This window comes from Sphingobium sp. SCG-1 (assembly GCF_002953135.1).
GTDB lineage: Bacteria > Pseudomonadota > Alphaproteobacteria > Sphingomonadales > Sphingomonadaceae > Sphingobium.
In genome coordinates, this window is record NZ_CP026372.1 from 3613433 (window position 1) to 3632186 (window position 18754).

An 18754-nucleotide genomic window follows, 5' to 3' on the forward strand; every position below is an offset into this window, starting at 1 on the left:
CGCCTCGCTTTGCAAGAGCTTAATTGTCGTCGCCGTCGTCGTCGCCAGCCGCTTCAAGGCCAAGATCGTCGTCCCCGCCAAGGTCGACGTCATTGTCCGGCGAGTCGTCGTCCTCATCAATGTCCAGATCGACGTCCAGATCGTCATCCACAGCCTCGACAGCGCCGTCGGCGGTTTCGACAACCTTCTTGGGCACGACTTCCTCATAGGGAAGCGGCTGCTTGGACTTCAGGACAGGCTCTGGATCCCACGGATTGTTGCAGTTGATGCAGACAACCGGATTATCCTTGCCAAGATCGTAGAAGCGCGTCGCGCATTTCGGGCAAGTCCGTTTCGTGCCCCATTCAGGCTTCACCATGTGCCGCCGTCCATCCTTGATAAAATTAAATAGGTAAAAGCGCGCGACAGCAGGGCTGCGCGCGAAGCGACGGGGGCATTGCCATAGCAGGACCGCGCTGTCAAAAGCCGGGGCGCTTTTTTTGACCCTTTGATGACGTTCGGACTCACATGCCCCATGAACCGGGCGCGCACAGCAGCGCGCCAACCCCCAAAACCTTCACCGCCGCACCCGCGCTGACGGGCACGGTCACGGTGCCGGGCGACAAGAGCATATCCCACCGCGCCCTGATGCTGTCGGCACTGGCCGTGGGGGAAAGCCGAGTCGAGGGGCTACTGGAGGGGGAGGATGTACTGGCCACGGCGGCGGCGATGCGAGCGATGGGCGCGGACATCGTGCGCGACGACGATGGCGTATGGCACATCCATGGCGTCGGCGTCGGGGGTTTGCTCCAGCCGGAAGTCGCGCTCGACATGGGCAACAGCGGCACGTCCACGCGGCTGCTGATGGGGCTGCTCGCCAGCCACGATCTGACGGCAACCTTCATCGGCGACGCATCCCTGAGCAAACGGCCGATGGGGCGCGTGATCGACCCGCTGTCCACTATGGGCGCGGAGTTCACATCCGCTCCGGGCGGTCGGCTGCCGCTGACGCTACGGGGCATCTGCCCGGCGGTGCCGATCGAGTATCGCCTGCCCGTTGCCTCAGCGCAGGTGAAGTCGGCGGTTCTACTGGCCGGACTGAATACGCCAGGCATCACCCGCGTGGTCGAACCCATAGCCACACGCGATCACAGCGAGAGGATGCTGCGCGGCTTCGGCGCTGAACTGACGGTGGAAATCGACAGCGACGGCGCCCGCGTCATCAGCCTCGTCGGCGAGGCGGAATTGCAGCCGCAGCATATCGTGGTGCCGGGCGATCCATCGTCCGCAGCTTTCCCGATGGTCGCAGCGCTGCTGGTGCCGGGATCGCGCGTCACGATCCGCAACGTCGGACTTAATCCGACACGTGCGGGACTGATCGATCTGCTGCGCGAAATGGGCGGATCGATCGAGATTGCGAACCCCCGAGAGGTTGGCGGCGAGCCTGTCGGCGATCTGGTCGTGTCGGCATCAACGCTGACGGGCGTGGAACCCGATCCCGACCGCGCGCCCAGTATGATCGACGAATATCCGATTGCGTTCGTCGCCGCAGCGCTGGCGCAGGGGCACAGCGTCTTCCGTGGTCTTGAGGAACTGCGCGTCAAGGAATCGGATCGCCTGACCACCATGGCAACGGGCTTGCGGCTGATCGGCGCGCAAGTGGAGGAACTGGAAGACGGCCTCATCATCGACGGCACGGGTGGCGAACCGCTGGCGGGCGGCGGGCCGGTCGCAACGTTACTCGATCACCGGATCGCGATGAGCTTCGCTGTCGCCGGACTCGTATCGCGTGACGGCGTGACGGTGGATGACATGCGCCCCGTCGCCACGAGCTTTCCGGGCTTCCTGGACCTGCTCCGCACGATGGGCGCGACCGTGTGACGGACATTCTTTCACCAGTCGCCGCCAATATCGTCGGCCTGATCGGCAGCGGACTGATGGTCATCGCATACGCTTATTCCAACATGGCGGCGAAGATCAATTTCCTGTTCTTCAACCTGCTCAACCTGGTCGGATCGTTGATGCTGATCGCATCGCTTACAGTGCATTTCAACATCGCGTCGATGGCGCTGGAGATCGTCTGGGCCATCATCGCGATCCTCGGCCTCGCCAAGGTGCTGCGAGGCGGAAAGTCGTGATTATCGCCGTCGATGGCCCCGCTGCGTCGGGAAAGGGCAGCATCGCGCGGGCGCTTGCCGCGCATTATGGACTGCCGCATCTCGATACGGGTCTTCTTTATCGCGCCGTTGGCCTCAGTGTCGCGCGTGCGGGTGGCAATGCCGATGACCCGCATGATGCCGTCGCGGCATGCGACTTCCCTGAGTCACTGCTCATGGACACGGAATTGCGCAACGAGGCCAGCGGCGCCTTGGCCTCCCGCGTGTCTATCCACCCTCAGGTGCGCGCAGCACTGATCCAGCGCCAGCGCGACTTCGCCATGCAACCGGGCGGTGCGGTGCTTGACGGACGCGACATCGGCACCGTCATCGCGCCGGGCGCCAGCGCAAAGCTGTTCGTCATCGCCAGCCCCGAAGTCCGCGCGGACCGCCGCCTGAACGAAATGCACCGCAACGGCATGGAGGCAGACCGCGACGCCATCATCGCCGACATCCGCGCGCGCGACGATCGCGACATGAACCGCGACCATGCGCCATTGAAGCAGGCCGAGGGTGCAGACTTGCTAGATACCAGTAACTTGACTATAGACGCGGCCGTCCGACAGGCGATTTCGCTGGTGGACGCACAACTGGACCGTCGCTCCAAGGAGTGACGCGCGCGGCGCAGGGGCATCCCCCAGCGCCTTTTTCGCTTTCTCCCGATGTGTGTCCGCGCTGCTTAGCCGCGTGCCGGATGCTTGCATAAACACCCGGTTTTGCAGGCGTTTTGGCCAAAGACCGCCGGAGACAACCGGCCGGCCAGCAACGTACGAAGAAGGACTACCACATGGCCTCTACGGCATTTCCGTCGCGCGACGATTTCGCAGCGATGCTCAATGATTCTCTCGGTGGCGAAGACGGCGGCTTTGAAGGCCGCGTCGTCAAGGGCACCGTTACCGCCATCGAAAACGACCTCGCCGTCATCGACGTGGGCCTCAAGAGCGAAGGCCGCGTGCCTTTGCGTGAGTTCGCGATGCCCGGCCAGAAGGCTGACATCAAGGTTGGCGACGAAGTCGAAGTCTATGTCGACCGCGTCGAAAACGCCCATGGCGACGCCATGCTCTCTCGCGACCGCGCCCGCCGCGAAGCCGCATGGGACAAGCTGGAAGCTGAATTCACCGAGAACACCCGCGTCGAAGGCGTCATCTTCGGTCGCGTCAAGGGCGGCTTCACTGTCGACCTCGACGGCGCCGTAGCGTTCCTTCCCGGTTCGCAGGTCGATATTCGCCCCGTGCGCGACGTCACTCCGCTGATGGACATTCCGCAGCCTTTCCAGATCCTGAAGATGGATCGTCGCCGCGGCAACATCGTCGTCTCGCGCCGCGCCATCTTGGAAGAGACTCGCGCCGAACAGCGCACCGGCCTCATCCAGACGCTGGCCGAAGGTCAGATCATCGAAGGCGTGGTCAAGAACATCACCGATTACGGTGCGTTCGTTGATCTCGGCGGCATTGACGGCCTGCTGCACGTCACCGACCTCAGCTACAAGCGCATCAACCACCCCAGCGAAATGATAAACATCGGCGATACCGTCCGCGTGCAGATCATCCGCATCAACCGCGACACGCAGCGCATCTCGCTCGGCATGAAGCAGCTTGAGAGCGATCCTTGGGAAGGCGCAATGGCCAAGTATCCGATCGGCGCCAAGCTGTCGGGCCGCGTGACCAACATCACCGAATATGGTGCGTTCGTCGAACTGGAGCCAGGCATCGAAGGCCTTGTCCATGTCAGCGAAATGAGCTGGACAAAGAAGAACGTCCACCCTGGCAAGATCGTTTCGACCAGCCAGGAAGTCGAAGTTCTCGTCCTCGAAGTCGACAGCGAAAAGCGTCGCATTTCGCTTGGCCTCAAGCAGGCGCAGAGCAATCCATGGGATGCCTTTGCAGACAAGCACCCGGTCGGCTCCGTCGTCGAAGGCGAAGTCAAGAACGCGACCGAATTCGGTCTGTTCATCGGCCTGGATGGCGACGTCGACGGCATGGTCCACATGTCCGACATCGCATGGGGCATCTCGGGCGAAGACGCACTGGCGCTCCATCGCAAGGGCGAAGCCGTGTCGGCGATCGTTCTCGACATCGACGTCGAGAAGGAGCGCATCTCGCTTGGCATGAAGCAGCTTGAGAAGGGCGCACCTGCCGTCGGCAGCGCTGGCACTTCTTCTTCGGGTGCGGGCCTCAACAAGAATGCGATCGTCACCGTTACCGTTCTGGAAGTACGCGACGGTGGTCTGGAAGTGCAGACTGGCGAAGACGGCGCGACCGGCTTCATCAAGCGCAGCGACCTTGGCCGCGACCGCGACGAGCAGCGCCCCGAGCGTTACCAGCCCGGTCAGAAGTTCGATGCGATGGTCATCGGCTTCGACCGTGCGAAGAAACCCAACTTCTCCGTCAAGGCGATGCAGATCGCCGAAGAGAAGCAGGCCGTCGCACAATATGGTTCGTCGGACAGTGGTGCATCGCTGGGCGACATCCTGGGCGAAGCGCTCAAGGCGAAGAACGAAGGTTGATCAATGCTTTGCAGGTTGCCGCTACGGCAACCTGCCTTGCCTGAAAAACGTTAGAACGGCGCGACGCGATGTTGCGCCGTTTTTTTTGTGTCCATCATGACAGCTATTGCAACATACTGCCCGAATTTGGCACAGGTGCTTGATTCTGCACGAGACTCTCTCACCCTCCTTCCATTGTCAGCGCCTTAGCTTTTGATTAAGGCTAAACCCGTGGCATGTGGGGTGCCACATTGGTGGGGATACGGGATGATCCGTTCGGAATTGATTCAGAAGCTCGCTGACGAAAACCAGGAACTTACGCTGCAGGAGGTTGAGCGGATCGTAGATCTGTTCTTCCGCGAGATCACCGAGCGCCTCGCCGCTGGCGGACGCGTCGAATTGCGCGGCTTTGGCGCCTTCACGACGCGAGAGCGAGATGCGCGCACCGGTCGTAATCCACGGACAGGAGAAACGGTCCCTGTGACCGCCAAGCGCGTACCTTACTTCAAGCCTGGCAAGGAAATGCGCGAGCGCCTCAACACAAAATAACGCGCCAAGCAGAACACGCCTGGGGAGCAGGTTCTGGTTTGCGGCGCATTATTTTTCTGCAGATCGAGCGGTAGTTGGCGTTTTCAATCCGTTGAATTGCCGATAAGGCACGAGCGCAACCGTTGCAGCGCGACGGTTATCATCGCGCGTGCGGACGTGGCGAAACCGGTAGACGCGGCAGACTTAAAATCTGCTTTCTATGAAGTGCGGGTTCGAGTCCCGCCGTCCGCACCAGCATCGGCGTCAGGCCTGTTTGCGCCGCCTCGTCTCCCATCCCTTTTTGGCTGCTGCCGACCGGTCCGATGCAGATCGCTTGGCCGAAGCAACGCCGCCGCGATTGCCGCCGCGCTTTGAGGAGACGTGTGTGTCGGGCTTTCCACGTCCGGAACCTGACTTGTTGCCGCCGCCCGACTCCTTGTTGACGGTGGCCCATGCCCGGCGTTCGGCTTCGTCTTTGGGCACGCCGCGATCCTCATAGCCTTCCTCGATATGCGCGGCCTTTCGCTTCTGTTTGTCGGTATAGCTGCTCTTGTCGCCTTGGGGCATGATGCATCCTTTCGCCGTTCGCGTGCCGCTCGCCTCCATTCAACGCGGGAGAGCGGTCCGGTTTCCACGGCAGGACGGCCTTGCATTGCAGGCACAGTCCGGGCATCGGCAATTCAGGCTCACCAACGGGAACCCAACACATCATGCCATCGGGATTGATCGCGCTGCTCGACGATGTGGCGGGCATAGCGAAACTCGCCGCTTCGTCGCTGGACGATGTTACCGCCGCTGCCGGTAAGGCGGGGGCAAAGGCGGCGGGCGTCGTCATAGACGATGCCGCCGTGACGCCCCGCTATGTCGTGGGCCTGACACCCGACCGGGAGCTGCCGATCATATGGAAGATCGCGCTTGGTTCCTTGCGCAACAAGCTGCTGTTTCTCCTTCCTGCCGCCTTGGCGATCAGCGCGCTGGCGCCATGGGCGCTGACGCCGCTGCTGATGGTGGGCGGCGCATATCTCTGCTTCGAAGCGTCGGAGAAGCTGTTCGAGGCGATGCATGGCGGTTCCGAGCATCCGATTGAAGAAATTGCGGAGGAGACCGATCCCAAGGCTCTGGAGGATCGTCAGGTCTCCGGCGCGATCCGCACCGATTTCATCCTGTCGGGCGAAATTATGGCGATCGCGTTGGCGACGGTTGCGGACGTGCCCTTGTGGGAGCAGGCGATTGTCCTTGCGGCAGTGTCGCTGTTCATCACGGCGGGCGTCTATGGCGTCGTCGCGCTGATCGTGAAGATGGACGACATCGGCCTGCACATGGCGACAAAGCCGTCCGCCGCATCGCAAACCGTCGGCAGGCTGCTGGTCAACACCATGCCGGTGCTGATGCGCGCACTCTCGGTTATCGGCACGGCGGCGATGCTGTGGGTCGGCGGCGGCATCCTTGTTCATGGCCTAGAGAGCTTCGGCCTCCACACCATTCCTGAGACGCTGCATCATGTCGCCGTCGCGGCTGGGGAAGCCACCGGGCCGCTGCACGCCGTCACCGAATGGGCGGTTACGGCACTGGGTTCCGGCATAGCGGGACTGATCGTCGGCGGCATCATCGTCGCGGTACTGCATAAGTTCAAACATTAGGGCGACGCGGCTTGGCGCAGGCCGCGGCAGAGGATAGACCGTCCTACCGGCAATCGCCCTTCTGGAGCCAATTCGCTTATGCCCCGCCTGTTCCTCTCCATGGGTGCCGCGCTCGCTGCGGCGGCGATGGCGGGCCTGACGGCATGTTCGGAAAAGCAGCAGGGACCGGTCGTCGTCAGCGTCATCGGTACGCCCCAGCAACTCGCCCAGCCGCTCCGCGACGTTCTCAGCCCCGCGTCCAAGCTCATCCTTGAGTCGACGGCGCAAGGGCTGGTGGCCTTCGATGCGCAGGGCGACGTGCTTCCTGCGCTGGCGCAGCGCTGGATCGTGCAGGATGACGGGCGCAGCTATATCTTCCGCCTGCGCCGCATTCGTTGGCCCAATGGCGCGCCGATCAAGGCAGACGACGTCGCCTTCCTCCTGAAGAACCGCATTGCCGCCAATCTGGCGCTGGACATCACCGGCGACCTGGCGGCGATTGAGGATGTCACGGCGATGACGGGCGAAGTTCTGGAAATCCGCCTGTCCACGCCGCGTCCCTATCTGTTGCAGATGCTGGCCCAGCCGCAGATGGCCATCACCCGGCGCGATGGCGGCACCGGACCCTATCGCAAGGAGAAGCGGCCGGAGGCTTGGTTCCTGCGGCCCATCGTGGAGGACGATGGCAGCGAGGACACGCCGATCCCCCCCTGGGAGAATCGCGTAGTTCGCGCCGAGCGTGCGTCGATGGCGATCGTGCGGTTCCGCGCGGGTCTTGCCGCTCTCGTGCTCGGCGGGCGCTACAGCGATTTGCCCCTGCTGAAGCTGGCAGACCTTGACAATCGCGTAGTGCGTATCGATCCCGCGCAAGGGCTGTTCGGGCTGGCAGTCGTCGCCAGCGATCCGTTCCTCAATGACGACGGCGTGCGCAGCGCGATCAACATGGCGATCGATCGCGATCAGCTTCCCGCGGCCTTCGCGCTCGGCGGATGGGCCGCGACTGACCGCCTCCTGACGCAGCAACTCGATCTGCCGCGCGCTCCGATACCACCGGCATGGGCCGATGCGACAATCGACGACCGCCGCGCCGCCGCGCGCAATGCCATCGCGCAGTGGAGCAGCGCCAATGGTGCGGTGCCGGTACTTCGGATCGCCCTGCCCAAGGGATCGGGATCGAAATTGCTGTACACGCTGATCGCCGCCGATCTCAGCCGCATAGGCGTGCCCAGCCGGCAAGTCGATCTGAATGCCGACGCCGACCTGCGCCTGGTCGATGAAGTCGCCGCCTATGACAGCGCATTATGGTATCTCGGCCGCGTCGGTTGCGCACGGAAAGTGCATTGCGACCCCGTGTCGCAGGAGCGCTTGCAGGAAGCGGGCCTGGCGACGACCACTGCTGACATGCAGGCGCGCCTTGCCGAAGCGGAGCAACTTACGGTGGCGCATAATGGCTATATCGCGCTGGGTGCGCCGGTCCGCTGGTCGCTGGTTGCGCGCAGGCTGACGGGCTTTGCTCCCTCTGCCCGCGCACGTCACCCATTGAACCAGTTGTTCCGCACCACCAATTAGAGTGAAAGGAGTGAAGGCTTTGGCGATTTCGCAGGACCAGTTCGATCGCATCGCGCGCGATCTACCCGGCTTTGGTAGCGATCCCGCGTCGGTGCGCCGCCGGATCGAGGCGATGGAGAAGATGCTGGAGGGCATGTTCGTTCTCCCCGGCACAAATCGCCGCGTAGGGCTGGACAGCATTGTAGGCTTCATCCCGGTCGTCGGCGACATCGCGACAGCGGCAATGGGCGCCTGGATGGTGTGGGAGGCGCGCAACCTTGGCATGTCGAAGTGGCAATTGACGCGCATGGCAGCGAATGTCGGCTTCGACACGGTGCTGGGCGCTGTGCCTCTGGTGGGCGACGTGTTCGACTTTTTCTACAAGTCCAATACCAAGAACCTGAAGCTGATCCGAAGGCATTTGGACAAGCATCACCCGAGCACGGTGACGATCACGCAGTAGCGCCCGCCGCTTTCGTCAGTTATCGAGCGCGGATACGCAGGGTCTCGGCGGGCTTCAATCCGCCCTGATGCGCCGGGCACCGGGCATAGCGAAGCCTCTTGTCCAGACACAGCCACACTTCGTCCAGCCAGCCATCGCGCGTCGCCGTGACGCGCATCATATCGGCGCGCAGACCCCGATTGGCTTGCGCGAAGGCAGTGGCAAACGCGCCAGCCGTCATCGTGCCCCGCTGCGCAAGCGCCGCCATGTCGGGAAATTGCAGCTTGCCGTACATCGTCTGCGATTTTTCGAAATAGCTGCGCGGGCTGATCGGCTGCCCGTTGGACCGCATACACGTGCCGTGCTTCGCCCATTCATGCTGGATCAACTGCGCCGACGGCGTGACGCACAGGTTCTGCGCAATTGTCGCACGCGGCAGGATCGACGTCGCGCGGCAATATTGCGGCCAGTCCTTACCTTCGCCATCGGGCCACAGGCCATGCAGCGTGAAGCCGAATCGCGCCGTAGGGTTCGCACACTGGAATGCGTCACGCGTCACGGTCTTCCCGCTGCAATATTGCGGCGACCACGTGATCGCCAGCGTGTAGCCGCCAATCGGCAGCACGCGCTTTGGCTGGCTCTCGGACGGAAGATCGGGGTGCGGGCGGGGAATGTCACGCGGAATGCTGCACTGTTCCGCCTGCGCCAGCGCAACGCCGGGAGTCAGCATCAGCGCGGCGGTCAACAGTGTCTTATACATGCGCGAAATCCAGTCCGACATCCGCGGCAGGCGCAGATTGGGTCAGCCGCCCGACGCTCACATAGGTCACGCCCGTCTTGGCGATGGCATTGATCGTGTCCAGCCGCACGCCGCCCGACGCTTCGGTGGGCACCCGTCCGCCGACGAGCGTCACTGCGCCTCGCAGCGTAGCCGGGTCCATATTGTCGAGCAGCAAATGCGTCGCGCCTGCCTCCAGCGCAGGTTCGATCTGGTCGACGCGGTCGACTTCCACGATGATGTTGGCAATGCCCGCCGCCACCGCCCGCCGCGCGGCTTCGCCCACCGATCCGGCCACCGCAACGTGGTTGTCCTTTATCATCGCCGCGTCCCACAGCCCCATGCGGTGATTGGTCGCGCCACCCATCCGCGTCGCATATTTCTCCAGCCGCCGAAGCCCCGGAACGGTCTTGCGCGTATCGAGCAACGTCGCGCCTGTCCCCATGATCGCGTCGACATAGGTGCTCGTCATGGTCGCGATGCCCGTCAAATGCTGCACCGTATTCAGCGCCGATCGCTCCGCCGTCAGCATCGCCCGCGCCTTGCCCTTCAGCCGCATCAGGTCGGTGCCCGCCGCCACCTGCTGCCCGTCCTCGACCAGCATCTCGATCTCCACATCAGGATCAAGCGCGCGGAAGAACGCCGCCGCTACGGGCAAGCCCGCGACCGTCACGGCATCGCGACTATCCATCACGCCGGAGAACATCGCATCGGCCGGGATCACGGCAGCGGACGTGATGTCACCGCCCTCGCCCAAATCCTCCGCCAGTGTGGACGCCACGAACGCATCCAGATCGAAGCCCGCCAGAACGAATGTCATCGCGCGCCTAGATCCCCCTGCCCCACGGTGCCGCTCGCCATTTCCAGCATCCGGTCGAGCGACTTGCGCGCCTGCAAGCGCAGCGTCTCGTCCATCTCGATCCGCGGCTGCAAATCGCGCAGTGCGACGTACAGCTTCTCCATCGTATTGAGCGCCATGTAGGGGCAGATGTTGCAGTTGCAGTTGCCGTCAGCACCGGGCGCACCGATGAAGGTCTTCTCCGGCACCGCACGCTCCATCTGGTGAATGATGTGCGGCTCGGTCGCGACGATCAGCGTATCGCCCGGCATCGACTTGGCGAACTCCAATATGCCGCTGGTCGACCCGATATAATCGGCATGGTCGACGATCGCCGGCGGACATTCGGGATGCGCGGCAATCGGCGCGCCGGGATATTGCGCCTGCAACTTCAGCAACTCAGTTTCGCTGAACGCCTCATGCACGATGCACACACCCGGCCACAGCAACATCTCACGCCTCAGCTTGCGCGCCAGATAGCCGCCAAGATGCTTGTCCGGGCCGAAGATGATCTTCTGCTCCTTGGGGATCTGGCTCAGGATTTTCTCGGCGGAGCTGCTAGTGACGATGATGTCGGACAGTGCCTTCACTTCGGCCGAGCAATTAATGTAGCTTAAGGCGATGTGATCGGGATGCGCCTCACGAAACGCCTTGAACTGCGCAGGCGGGCAACTGTCCTCCAGTGAACAGCCTGCGTCCATGTCCGGCAGGATCACGATCTTCTCCGGCGAGAGAATCTTGGCCGTCTCCGCCATAAAGCGCACACCGCAGAACGCGATGACCTCGGCGTCCGTCTCCGCCGCCTTGCGCGACAATTCCAGCGAATCGCCAACGAAATCGGACAAATCCTGAATTTCCGGCTTCTGGTAATAATGGCCCAGGATCACCGCGTTGCGCTCCTTGCGCAGCCGGTCGATCTCCGCGCGAAGGTCCAGCCCCTTCAGGCTCCCGCCAATTCCACCTCTGGCATCCATGTGCTTGGTCTTTCCATTTGGCCACGTGCTTCGCGGCCCGCTTTATTAGGGATCAACACGCCCGCATAGTAAAACCGCGCGTGGCTGTTCGATCACGCGGCAATAGCTTCCCACTGCCCGTCCTGCTCACGCGCAAGTCCCCGCGCCTGCAAGTCGAGCAGATGCGCCAACACCGATCGCCCGGCCGCCGAATAGAGCCGCGGATCGACACCTTTGTACATCTCGCTCACCATGTCGGGGATCGCCGAAGCGCCGCCCGCTTGGAGGAAGCGGATGATCTGCCCCTCGCGGTGCCTGCGGTGCCCCATCATCGACCGGGCGAGCCGCTGTGGCTTGTCGACCGGATCACCATGCGCGGGATAATAGATCACGTCCTCGCGATCGATCAGCCGCTGCATCGACTGCATATATGCCGCCATATCGCCATCGGGCGGCGACACGACCGTAGTCGACCAGCCCATGATGTGATCGCCGGTAAACAGCGCCTGCTCCTCCACTAGCGCGAAGCATAGGTGGTTGGACGTATGCCCTGGCGTCGCCACTGCCTCCAGCGTCCAGTCTTTGCCTCTCACCGTGTCGCCATCGGCCAGCACATGATCGGGGGCATAGTCCGGATCGAACGCCGCATCGGCACGCGGCCCATCATCGTCCAGCGTCAGCGGTGCGCAGCCGATGATCGGCGCGCCAGTTGCCTGCGCTAGCACCTTGGCGGCAGGGCTATGATCGCGATGCGTGTGGGTGCACAGGATCGCCGTTACGGGCCGCCCCGCTATCGCCGACTGTAACGCCGCGATGTGATCGGGCTCGGCGGGGCCGGGATCGATCACCGCCACTTCCTCCCGCCCCACGATGTAGCTTTGCGTGCCGGTGTAGGTGAAGGGCGAGGGATTGGGGGCCAGCACCCGCGCCACCAACGGCGAGAGCGACATGGCGACACCGGTGGGCAAGGTGGTCAAATCGAAGGGAGCATCCATGGCTCCCATGTGCCACTTCGCGCGCCTAATTCAAGGACTCTCGTGTTCGACGCGCAACGCTGCTTCAGTCGACCTCCGCCTGCGCGCGCGCCATCTCGCGCCGCATTTCCGCGCGGGCACGCACCAACTCAGCGCGCGCCTCCGCCATTTCCGCTCTGGCTTCTGCCTGCGCCTGTGCCCGGTCCTGCGCAGCCTCCCTGCGCGCTTCCGCTGCCGCAAGCTGCGCTTCTGCCATCCCGGCCCGCGCGTCCGCCATCGCCTGACGCCGAATCGCGGCAGTGCAGACGGCGATCCGCACATGCCGCTTGCCGCTGGCGTCCACATATTCGTGGGAGCTTCCCGGCTGGCCCGCGCAGTTGGTGTCCACGCGGATGTCCGGCACCATCCTCGCGATTTCCGCTCGCGAAGGGACAGCGTGATAATGGTCGTTCACGACAGGAGCACGCGGCGCGGCTGGCGCGGGAGGAGGCAGCGGCGCAGCAGGCTCGAATGGCGCCGACGGTGCGGTGGGCGCCGTCGGCGTTACGGCCACCACCGGAGTCGTGGGGGTCGTCGGAGTCTCAGGGGTCTCTGGCGTCACAGGAGCCGCAACATCGCGCACCTCCTCCGGCATGAACGCGGCAAGCTTCGTCAGCTTTGCCTCACTGAGGCGACTGGACACGCTCGCCATTTCGCGCGCCGCTCCGCTACCCGAAGCGGTGAGCGCCAGTCCGGCAACGGTCACGACGGCTATCGCGGCCATGCTCCAGCTAATGTGATGCAAGGACGCTGTGTGATTAGAAAGCATTTTCAACCTCCCCTTCAGGGTATCGACACTGTTGAGATGACATATGTTGAAGCGGTTCCCCGCCGAAAGTGGCGTCGCAGTTGCCGCCTTCAGAATAGCGCGCCCATAGGTCTGCGCCTGATCCGCGCCATGCCGGGCGAGCACCTGCGCATCGCAGGCAAGCTCCTGATCGGCGCGAAATGCGCGGTAGGCGATCCACGCGATTGGATTGCACCAATGCAGCGTCAGCAGCATCAGGGCCGCTAAGTTGGCGATGAGGTCGCCGCGACGGTGGTGCGTCAGTTCATGCGCCAGCGCCAGCGCTTGCTCCTCCCGCGAATAGCGATCTGCGAAGTCGATCGGCACCACTACCCGCCGATGCAGAATGCCGAATGCCAGCGGCCCGGTCACATGGACACTTTCCAGCACGGCGACATTCCCGTCCCGGCCGATCTCGGCGCCGTCGGACAGGATCAGTCGCCGGAAGCGCGCATAGGCAATGGCCTGCACCAGCAGGAACAGCACCGCGCCACTCATCCAGATTACCAGCCCTGCCTCGACCCACGGAAATTGTGCGGCAGGCACCTGGACGGCTTCGCGGACATGGCTGATGGAAACTAGGTGACTGTCCAAGGGCAGCATCGCGACCGGACTGGCGGCGCTGGGCAGCGGGGGCAGTAGCAAGCGCAACACCGGCAGCGCCCAAAGCGCATAGGCCGCCCGCGCGCCGAGATATTGCGCGACCGGGCGACGCAGCAGCATCACCAGCGCGATCAGCAGGGCGGAGGCCAGCAATGCCTCCACCAGCCAGCGCGTGAAATCGGGGCCGCTCATGATTTCAGCGCCTTCAGCAGCGCTTCAAGCTCGGCGATATCCTGCGATGAAAGTTGATCCTGCTCGGCCAGGTGCGCGACCAGCGGCGCGGCGCGACCGCCGAACAGGCGATCCACTAACCGCCGCGATTCTCCAGTGACATAATCATCGCGCTCGACCAGCGGGCGATAGAGAAACCGGCGGCCATCCTGTTCAGCCGCTACGATGTCCTTGGCGAGCAGGCGGGAGAGCAAAGTCTTGACGGTCTGGATGCTCCATCCGCGCGCGTCACGCACACGATCCGCAACATCGGCGGCAGTCAGCGGCGCGGTTTCCCACAGCGCTTCCATAACGGCATGTTCTGCGTCGCTGATCTTCTCGGTCATGCAGCCACCCTTTCACCGACTCTGCGACCACAAACGTCGTCGTTACGACTACATATGTAAACGATCGGCTGAACGCAAGATGAATGTCGGATGGCTTTACAATATAGCCGTTTACCATCAGACTGTTAACCATCGAAAGCCGCTGAAAACTACCTAAGCACTCGACTGGCACAGGCTGTGCGATACTGAAAGCATATGTGTCTTCCCTGACATGGGGGATGCGTGCGGATTGGTCTCCGCCCTCGCATCCCCCGATATATCCGTCATACAAACGACAAAGGGCCGCAGCGCCCTCGCGCCACGACCCACGATCGTAGTCGAAGAAAGGTGCGGTCTAGCTTGCGGCTTTGGCGACGCCCTGCTCGTCCATCAACTGCTGCAATTCACCTGCCTCGAACATCTCCATCATGATGTCGCTGCCGCCGACGAATTCGCCCTTCACATAAAGCTGCGGAATGGTCGGCCAGTCGGAAAATTCCTTGATGCCCTGCCGCACTTCCTGGTCCTGAAGCACGTCGACGCTGTCGTAATCGACGCCCAGATGTTCGAGGATGGCAATCGCGCGGCTGGAAAAGCCGCATTGCGGGAACAGCGGCGTGCCCTTCATGAACAGCACCACGTCGTTGCTCTTCACGATGCCCGCAAGGCGCTCTTGGGTGGCTTCAGTCATAACTCGGGGTTCCATATATGTCAGCGAATGTGGCAGCTAATTGGGGACGGCGGTCGTCAGTTGCAAGGCGTGGAGCACGCCGCCCATCTTCCCGCCCAGCGCCGCATAGACGGCCTGATGCTGCTTCACACGGCTGACACCCCGAAAGCTTTCGGACACGACCCGCGCGGAATAATGGTCGCCATCCCCGGCCAGATCGGTAATCTCGACCTGCGCATCGGGAATCGCGCTGCGGATCATCGCGGAGATGTCGTCTGCGGCCATGGGCATCGGGCTGGTCCTATTTCACTTCGATAAGCTGGCGGCGGGCGATGACGGCCTGTTCTTCCATGGCGGCGCGCACCGTCGGCTCGTCCGTATCGACCCCTGCCGAGGTCAGATCGCCGACCAGCTTGCGGATCACGTCCTCGTCGCCCGCTTCCTCGAACTCCGCCTGTACCGTCGCCTTGGCATAGGCGTCCGTCTCTTCTGGCGTCAGGCCCATCTTCGCTGCTGCCCATTCTCCGAGCAGGCGATTGCGTCGGGCAATAATGCGAAAGAGCATTTCCTGATCGTGCGCGAACATATTTTCAAAAGCGCGTTCGCGGTCGTCGAAGGTCGTCATGGACGAAGAGCCTCACTGGCAAAGGACAGGTACATCCTCCAGATAGGGCGCGTTGGGGATTTAGGCAACGACCTAAGCCGCGACCGGAACGATCCCCCCTGGAACGATCCAAGGCTCCGCACCTGTCCGGCGTGCTTCGTAGGATGCGATCGCATCGCCTCGCGCCATCGTCAGCCCCACTTCGTCAAGGCCGCCCATCAGGCAGTGCTTGCGGAACGGATCGATTTCGAAATGCAGCCGGTCCTGAAACGGCGTGGTAACCGTCTGATGCTCCAGATCGATGTGGATTGGATCGGTCTTGGCGACTTCCATCAGCCGGTCGATCGATTCCTGCGGCAGTACCACCGTCAATATGCCGTTCTTGAATGCGTTGCTGGAAAAGATATCGGAGAAGCTGGGCGCGATCACAGCCTTCACGCCCATGTCGTTCAATGCCCAGGCGGCATGTTCGCGGCTGGACCCGCATCCGAAATTGTCGCCCGCGATCAGGATCGGGCTTCCCACATAGGCTGGATCATCGAACACATTGTCCCGATCGGAGCGCAACGCCTCGAAAGCGCCCTTGCCAAGACCCGCGCGGCTTATCGTCTTCAGCCACTTGGCCGCGATAATCATGTCGGTGTCGACATTCTTTACACCGAACGGATAGGCGCGTCCGTCGACTGTGTTGACTGGCTTCATCAGCGACCGTCCTTCACCGGTTCTTTAAGCGTGCGGCTTTCCGAAGCAGTCTCTTCCGCCCGACCGATGCTGGCCGCCATCACGGCGCTGGCCAACGCGCCAAGCGCCAGCAGCCAAAATGCCTTTTTCACTGATCCGCCCCTAACTTGCGTTAACCATCAATGGCTTGTGGTCAGTTCGCGCACATCCGTCAACCGTCCTGTGACTGCCGCCGCCGCCGCCATAGCCGGCGAAACCAGATGCGTGCGCGCGCCCGGACCCTGCCGCCCCATGAAGTTGCGGTTGGAGGTCGATGCGCAGCTTTCGCCCGCAGGCACCTTGTCCGGGTTCATGCCGAGGCATGCCGAGCATCCCGGCTCCCGCCATTCGAAGCCCGCCGCGAGGAAAATCCGGTCCAGCCCTTCAGCCTCGGCCTGCCGCTTGACCAGGCCCGATCCCGGAACCACCAGCGCCTGCTTGATGCCGCTCGCGATATGCCGTCCGTCCAGCACCGCCGCCGCAGCGCGCAGATCCTCGATCCGGCTATTGGTGCAGCTCCCGATGAAGATATGTTGCACGCTCACGTCCTGCATCCGCTGTCCGCTGGTGAGGCCCATATAATCCAGCGCCGCACGCGCCGCCGCACGCTTGGACGCATCCTCGAAGCTGTCGGGATCGGGCACGGTTCCGGTAATCGGCACCACGTCTTCCGGGCTGGTGCCCCAGGTCACATTAGGAACGATCTCCGCTGCATCGAGGTACACGCTCTTATCGAACGTCGCGCCTTCGTCCGTGCGCAGCGTCCGCCAATAGGCGACGGCGGCATCCCAGTCCGCACCCTTCGGCGCCATCGGGCGGCCCTCGATATAGGCGAAGGTCGCCTCGTCCGGCGCGAACAGCCCCGCGCGCGCGCCGCCCTCGATCGACATGTTGGAGACAGTCAGCCGCCCCTCGACACTCATCGCGTCGAACGTGGAGCCGCGATATTCGATCACATAGCCCGTCCCGCCCGCCGTACCGATCTTGCCGATGATCGCCAGGATCACGTCCTTCGGCGTCACGCCATGGCCCAGCGTCCCCTCGACGCGCACTTCCATCGACTTCGACTTTTTCAGCAACAGCGTCTGCGTCGCCAGCACATGCTCGACTTCGCTGGTGCCGATCCCGAACGCCAGCGCCCCCAGCGCGCCATGCGCCGCCGTGTGGCTGTCCCCGCATACCAACGTCATGCCGGGCAGCGTAAAGCCCTGCTCCGGCCCAATGACATGCACGATGCCCTGTTCGGGATCGGTCGCGCCGATGTAGCGGATGCCGAATTCCGGCGCATTGCGCTCCAGCGCCGCAAGCTGCTGCGCACTCTCCACGTCGGCGATAGGGATGCGCTTCCCCGCCGCATCGACACGCGCCGTGGTCGGCAAATTGTGATCGGGCACGGCCAGCGTCAGATCGGGGCGGCGCACCTTGCGCCCGGCAAGCCGCAGTGCCTCAAAGGCCTGCGGGCTAGTCACTTCATGGACGAGGTGCCGATCGATATAGATGAGGCAGGTGCCGTCATCCTGACGCTCGACGACATGCGCGTCCCAGATCTTGTCGTATAAAGTGCGAGCGGAAGTTTCAGGCTGTGTCATGGCCGCCCCTTAACGCTATCTTTGCGATTGTTAAAGAGCGAGGCCGTTTAAGCGAAACAAAATGTCAGGGCAGATCACCCTGTTCGATAATCGGCCGTGATCGTCCCGCAGGCTGCAAGCTCTGCCTCATGTCCCGCCTCGCGCCAGCTTTCCGCCAGCGCTTCGGCTTCCCATTGCTGCATGGCCGGATGCGCGATGACGTGATCTGCCCAAGCCTGCCCGACCGTTCCGACATCCAGCCCATAGGTCCGAACGCGGAACGCCACAGGCGCAAAGAACGCGTCCGCTATAGAAAAGGCCGATCCACCGAGCCACGGCCCGCCAAAACGCGACACCCCTTCCGCCCATAGCTCCGCAATCCGGGCGACATCCTTCCTGAGCGCCGCCGACATCGGCTTGGGCGAAACCCGGACGCCCACATTCATCGTGCAATCATTACGTAGCGCCGAAAAGCCGCTGTGCATCTCGCTCACCGCCGATTGGGCCCATGCGCGCGCGGCCTCGTCCGCAGGCCAGACACCCTCATGCCGATCCGCCAGATACAGTGCGATGCCGAGCGAGTCCCACACCGTCCGGTCGCCATCGATAAGGCATGGCACCGTTCCCGTCGGCGAAAAGGCCCGGAACGCCTCATAATTGCTGTCCGTCGTGAACGGCTCGACTCGATCGGTAAAAGGAATATCCAGCGCCTTCATCAGCAGCCAGGGCCGCAGTGACCAGCTCGAGTAATTACGGTTGGCGGTAATCAGCGTGTAAGTCATGTGACGTCCCCTTCCCGCGCCGGTTAGCGAGAAGCCGGGTTGCTACCAAATAAAATTGCGCAACCATTCACAAGCCATGCTTATGACGTGTGCGTAGAAATACTTAAGCGCTGAATCTAACACTATTTTGTATCATCTTTCCTTG

The 18754-nt window shown here is 62.9% G+C and carries 23 protein-coding genes and 1 tRNA gene; 9 read left to right on the plus strand and 15 right to left on the minus strand.

The genetic code is table 11. The features are described from left to right. Window positions 1–19: 19 nt before the first annotated feature. Window positions 20–358, minus strand: a complete 339-nt coding sequence (locus C1T17_RS16715) for a TIGR02300 family protein (RefSeq protein ID WP_104954406.1) — start codon at window positions 356–358, stop codon at window positions 20–22. 149 nt (window positions 359–507) lie between these two features. On the opposite strand from C1T17_RS16715, the gene aroA reads away from it, so the two are divergent. From aroA to C1T17_RS16745, 6 genes are all read left to right on the plus strand, one after another. Beyond that, window positions 508–1860 (plus strand): 3-phosphoshikimate 1-carboxyvinyltransferase, encoded by a 1353-nt coding sequence (gene aroA, locus C1T17_RS16720; RefSeq protein WP_104954407.1) that lies wholly within the window; start codon window positions 508–510, stop codon window positions 1858–1860. Between the two features lie 5 nt (window positions 1861–1865). Next, entirely contained in the window at window positions 1866–2117 is a 252-nt protein-coding gene (locus C1T17_RS16725) for a CBU_0592 family membrane protein (protein ID WP_411269244.1), read from the plus strand. Then, entirely contained in the window at window positions 2114–2749 is a 636-nt protein-coding gene (locus tag C1T17_RS16730) for a (d)CMP kinase (protein ID WP_104954408.1), read from the plus strand. Before C1T17_RS16725 ends, C1T17_RS16730 begins: the two co-directional genes overlap by 4 nt. A 173-nt stretch (window positions 2750–2922) precedes the next feature. Next, the gene (rpsA, locus tag C1T17_RS16735) at window positions 2923–4641 is read left to right on the plus strand and encodes a 30S ribosomal protein S1 (RefSeq protein WP_104954409.1); all 1719 of its coding nucleotides are present in this window, start codon (window positions 2923–2925) and stop codon (window positions 4639–4641) included. A gap of 246 nt (window positions 4642–4887) precedes the next feature. Continuing rightward, window positions 4888–5169, plus strand: a complete 282-nt coding sequence (locus C1T17_RS16740) for an integration host factor subunit beta (protein ID WP_104954410.1) — start codon at window positions 4888–4890, stop codon at window positions 5167–5169. Between the two features lie 150 nt (window positions 5170–5319). Further along, a tRNA-Leu gene (locus tag C1T17_RS16745) sits at window positions 5320–5403 on the plus strand. 9 nt (window positions 5404–5412) lie between these two features. On the opposite strand, the gene C1T17_RS16750 is transcribed toward C1T17_RS16745, so the two are convergent. Further along, entirely contained in the window at window positions 5413–5715 is a 303-nt protein-coding gene (locus C1T17_RS16750; protein ID WP_104955317.1) for a plasmid stabilization protein, read from the minus strand. Between the two features lie 143 nt (window positions 5716–5858). Between C1T17_RS16750 and C1T17_RS16755 the strand changes: the two genes are divergently transcribed. From C1T17_RS16755 to C1T17_RS16765, 3 genes are all read left to right on the plus strand, one after another. Further along, window positions 5859–6788, plus strand: a complete 930-nt coding sequence (locus C1T17_RS16755; RefSeq protein WP_104954411.1) for a DUF808 domain-containing protein — start codon at window positions 5859–5861, stop codon at window positions 6786–6788. Between the two features lie 78 nt (window positions 6789–6866). After that, a complete protein-coding gene (locus tag C1T17_RS16760; protein ID WP_104954412.1) occupies window positions 6867–8336 on the plus strand; it encodes an ABC transporter substrate-binding protein in 1470 nt (489 codons plus the stop codon). Between the two features lie 19 nt (window positions 8337–8355). Then, window positions 8356–8778, plus strand: a complete 423-nt coding sequence (locus C1T17_RS16765) for a DUF4112 domain-containing protein (protein ID WP_104955318.1) — start codon at window positions 8356–8358, stop codon at window positions 8776–8778. A gap of 19 nt (window positions 8779–8797) precedes the next feature. Here the strand turns inward: C1T17_RS16765 and C1T17_RS16770 are convergent, their stop codons facing one another. From C1T17_RS16770 to C1T17_RS16825, 13 genes are all read right to left on the minus strand, one after another. Next, window positions 8798–9517: a ribonuclease T2 family protein gene (locus tag C1T17_RS16770; RefSeq protein WP_104955319.1), complete on the minus strand. Its 720-nt coding sequence runs from the start codon at window positions 9515–9517 to the stop codon at window positions 8798–8800. Then, entirely contained in the window at window positions 9510–10355 is an 846-nt protein-coding gene (gene nadC, locus C1T17_RS16775; protein ID WP_104954413.1) for a carboxylating nicotinate-nucleotide diphosphorylase, read from the minus strand. Before nadC ends, C1T17_RS16770 begins: the two co-directional genes overlap by 8 nt. Continuing rightward, complete coding sequence (gene nadA, locus C1T17_RS16780; protein ID WP_104954414.1) at window positions 10352–11347, minus strand: quinolinate synthase NadA; 996 nt, start codon at window positions 11345–11347, stop codon at window positions 10352–10354. Before nadA ends, nadC begins: the two co-directional genes overlap by 4 nt. Before the next feature lie 92 nt (window positions 11348–11439). Continuing rightward, on the minus strand, window positions 11440–12321 hold the full coding sequence (locus tag C1T17_RS16785; RefSeq protein ID WP_104954415.1) for an MBL fold metallo-hydrolase: 882 nt from the start codon (window positions 12319–12321) through the stop codon (window positions 11440–11442). 64 nt (window positions 12322–12385) lie between these two features. Further along, the gene (locus tag C1T17_RS16790; protein WP_104954416.1) at window positions 12386–13921 is read right to left on the minus strand and encodes a M56 family metallopeptidase; all 1536 of its coding nucleotides are present in this window, start codon (window positions 13919–13921) and stop codon (window positions 12386–12388) included. After that, window positions 13918–14286, minus strand: coding sequence for a BlaI/MecI/CopY family transcriptional regulator (locus C1T17_RS16795; RefSeq protein ID WP_104954417.1), 369 nt, complete (start codon window positions 14284–14286; stop codon window positions 13918–13920). Before C1T17_RS16795 ends, C1T17_RS16790 begins: the two co-directional genes overlap by 4 nt. Window positions 14287–14620: 334 nt before the next feature. Then, the gene (grxD, locus tag C1T17_RS16800) at window positions 14621–14956 is read right to left on the minus strand and encodes a Grx4 family monothiol glutaredoxin (protein ID WP_104954418.1); all 336 of its coding nucleotides are present in this window, start codon (window positions 14954–14956) and stop codon (window positions 14621–14623) included. Between the two features lie 36 nt (window positions 14957–14992). Continuing rightward, entirely contained in the window at window positions 14993–15226 is a 234-nt protein-coding gene (locus C1T17_RS16805) for a BolA family protein (RefSeq protein WP_104954419.1), read from the minus strand. Window positions 15227–15236: 10 nt separating this feature from the next. Beyond that, a complete protein-coding gene (locus tag C1T17_RS16810; RefSeq protein WP_104954420.1) occupies window positions 15237–15560 on the minus strand; it encodes a DUF1476 domain-containing protein in 324 nt (107 codons plus the stop codon). 72 nt (window positions 15561–15632) lie between these two features. Then, entirely contained in the window at window positions 15633–16241 is a 609-nt protein-coding gene (gene leuD, locus C1T17_RS16815) for a 3-isopropylmalate dehydratase small subunit (protein WP_104954421.1), read from the minus strand. Beyond that, window positions 16241–16372, minus strand: a complete 132-nt coding sequence (locus C1T17_RS21935; RefSeq protein WP_262982710.1) for a hypothetical protein — start codon at window positions 16370–16372, stop codon at window positions 16241–16243. The genes leuD and C1T17_RS21935 overlap by 1 nt, the downstream gene beginning before the upstream one ends. Window positions 16373–16399: 27 nt before the next feature. Further along, on the minus strand, window positions 16400–17848 hold the full coding sequence (leuC, locus tag C1T17_RS16820; protein ID WP_104954422.1) for a 3-isopropylmalate dehydratase large subunit: 1449 nt from the start codon (window positions 17846–17848) through the stop codon (window positions 16400–16402). Between the two features lie 74 nt (window positions 17849–17922). Then, window positions 17923–18609: a glutathione S-transferase family protein gene (locus C1T17_RS16825; RefSeq protein ID WP_104954423.1), complete on the minus strand. Its 687-nt coding sequence runs from the start codon at window positions 18607–18609 to the stop codon at window positions 17923–17925. Window positions 18610–18754: the final 145 nt, after the last annotated feature.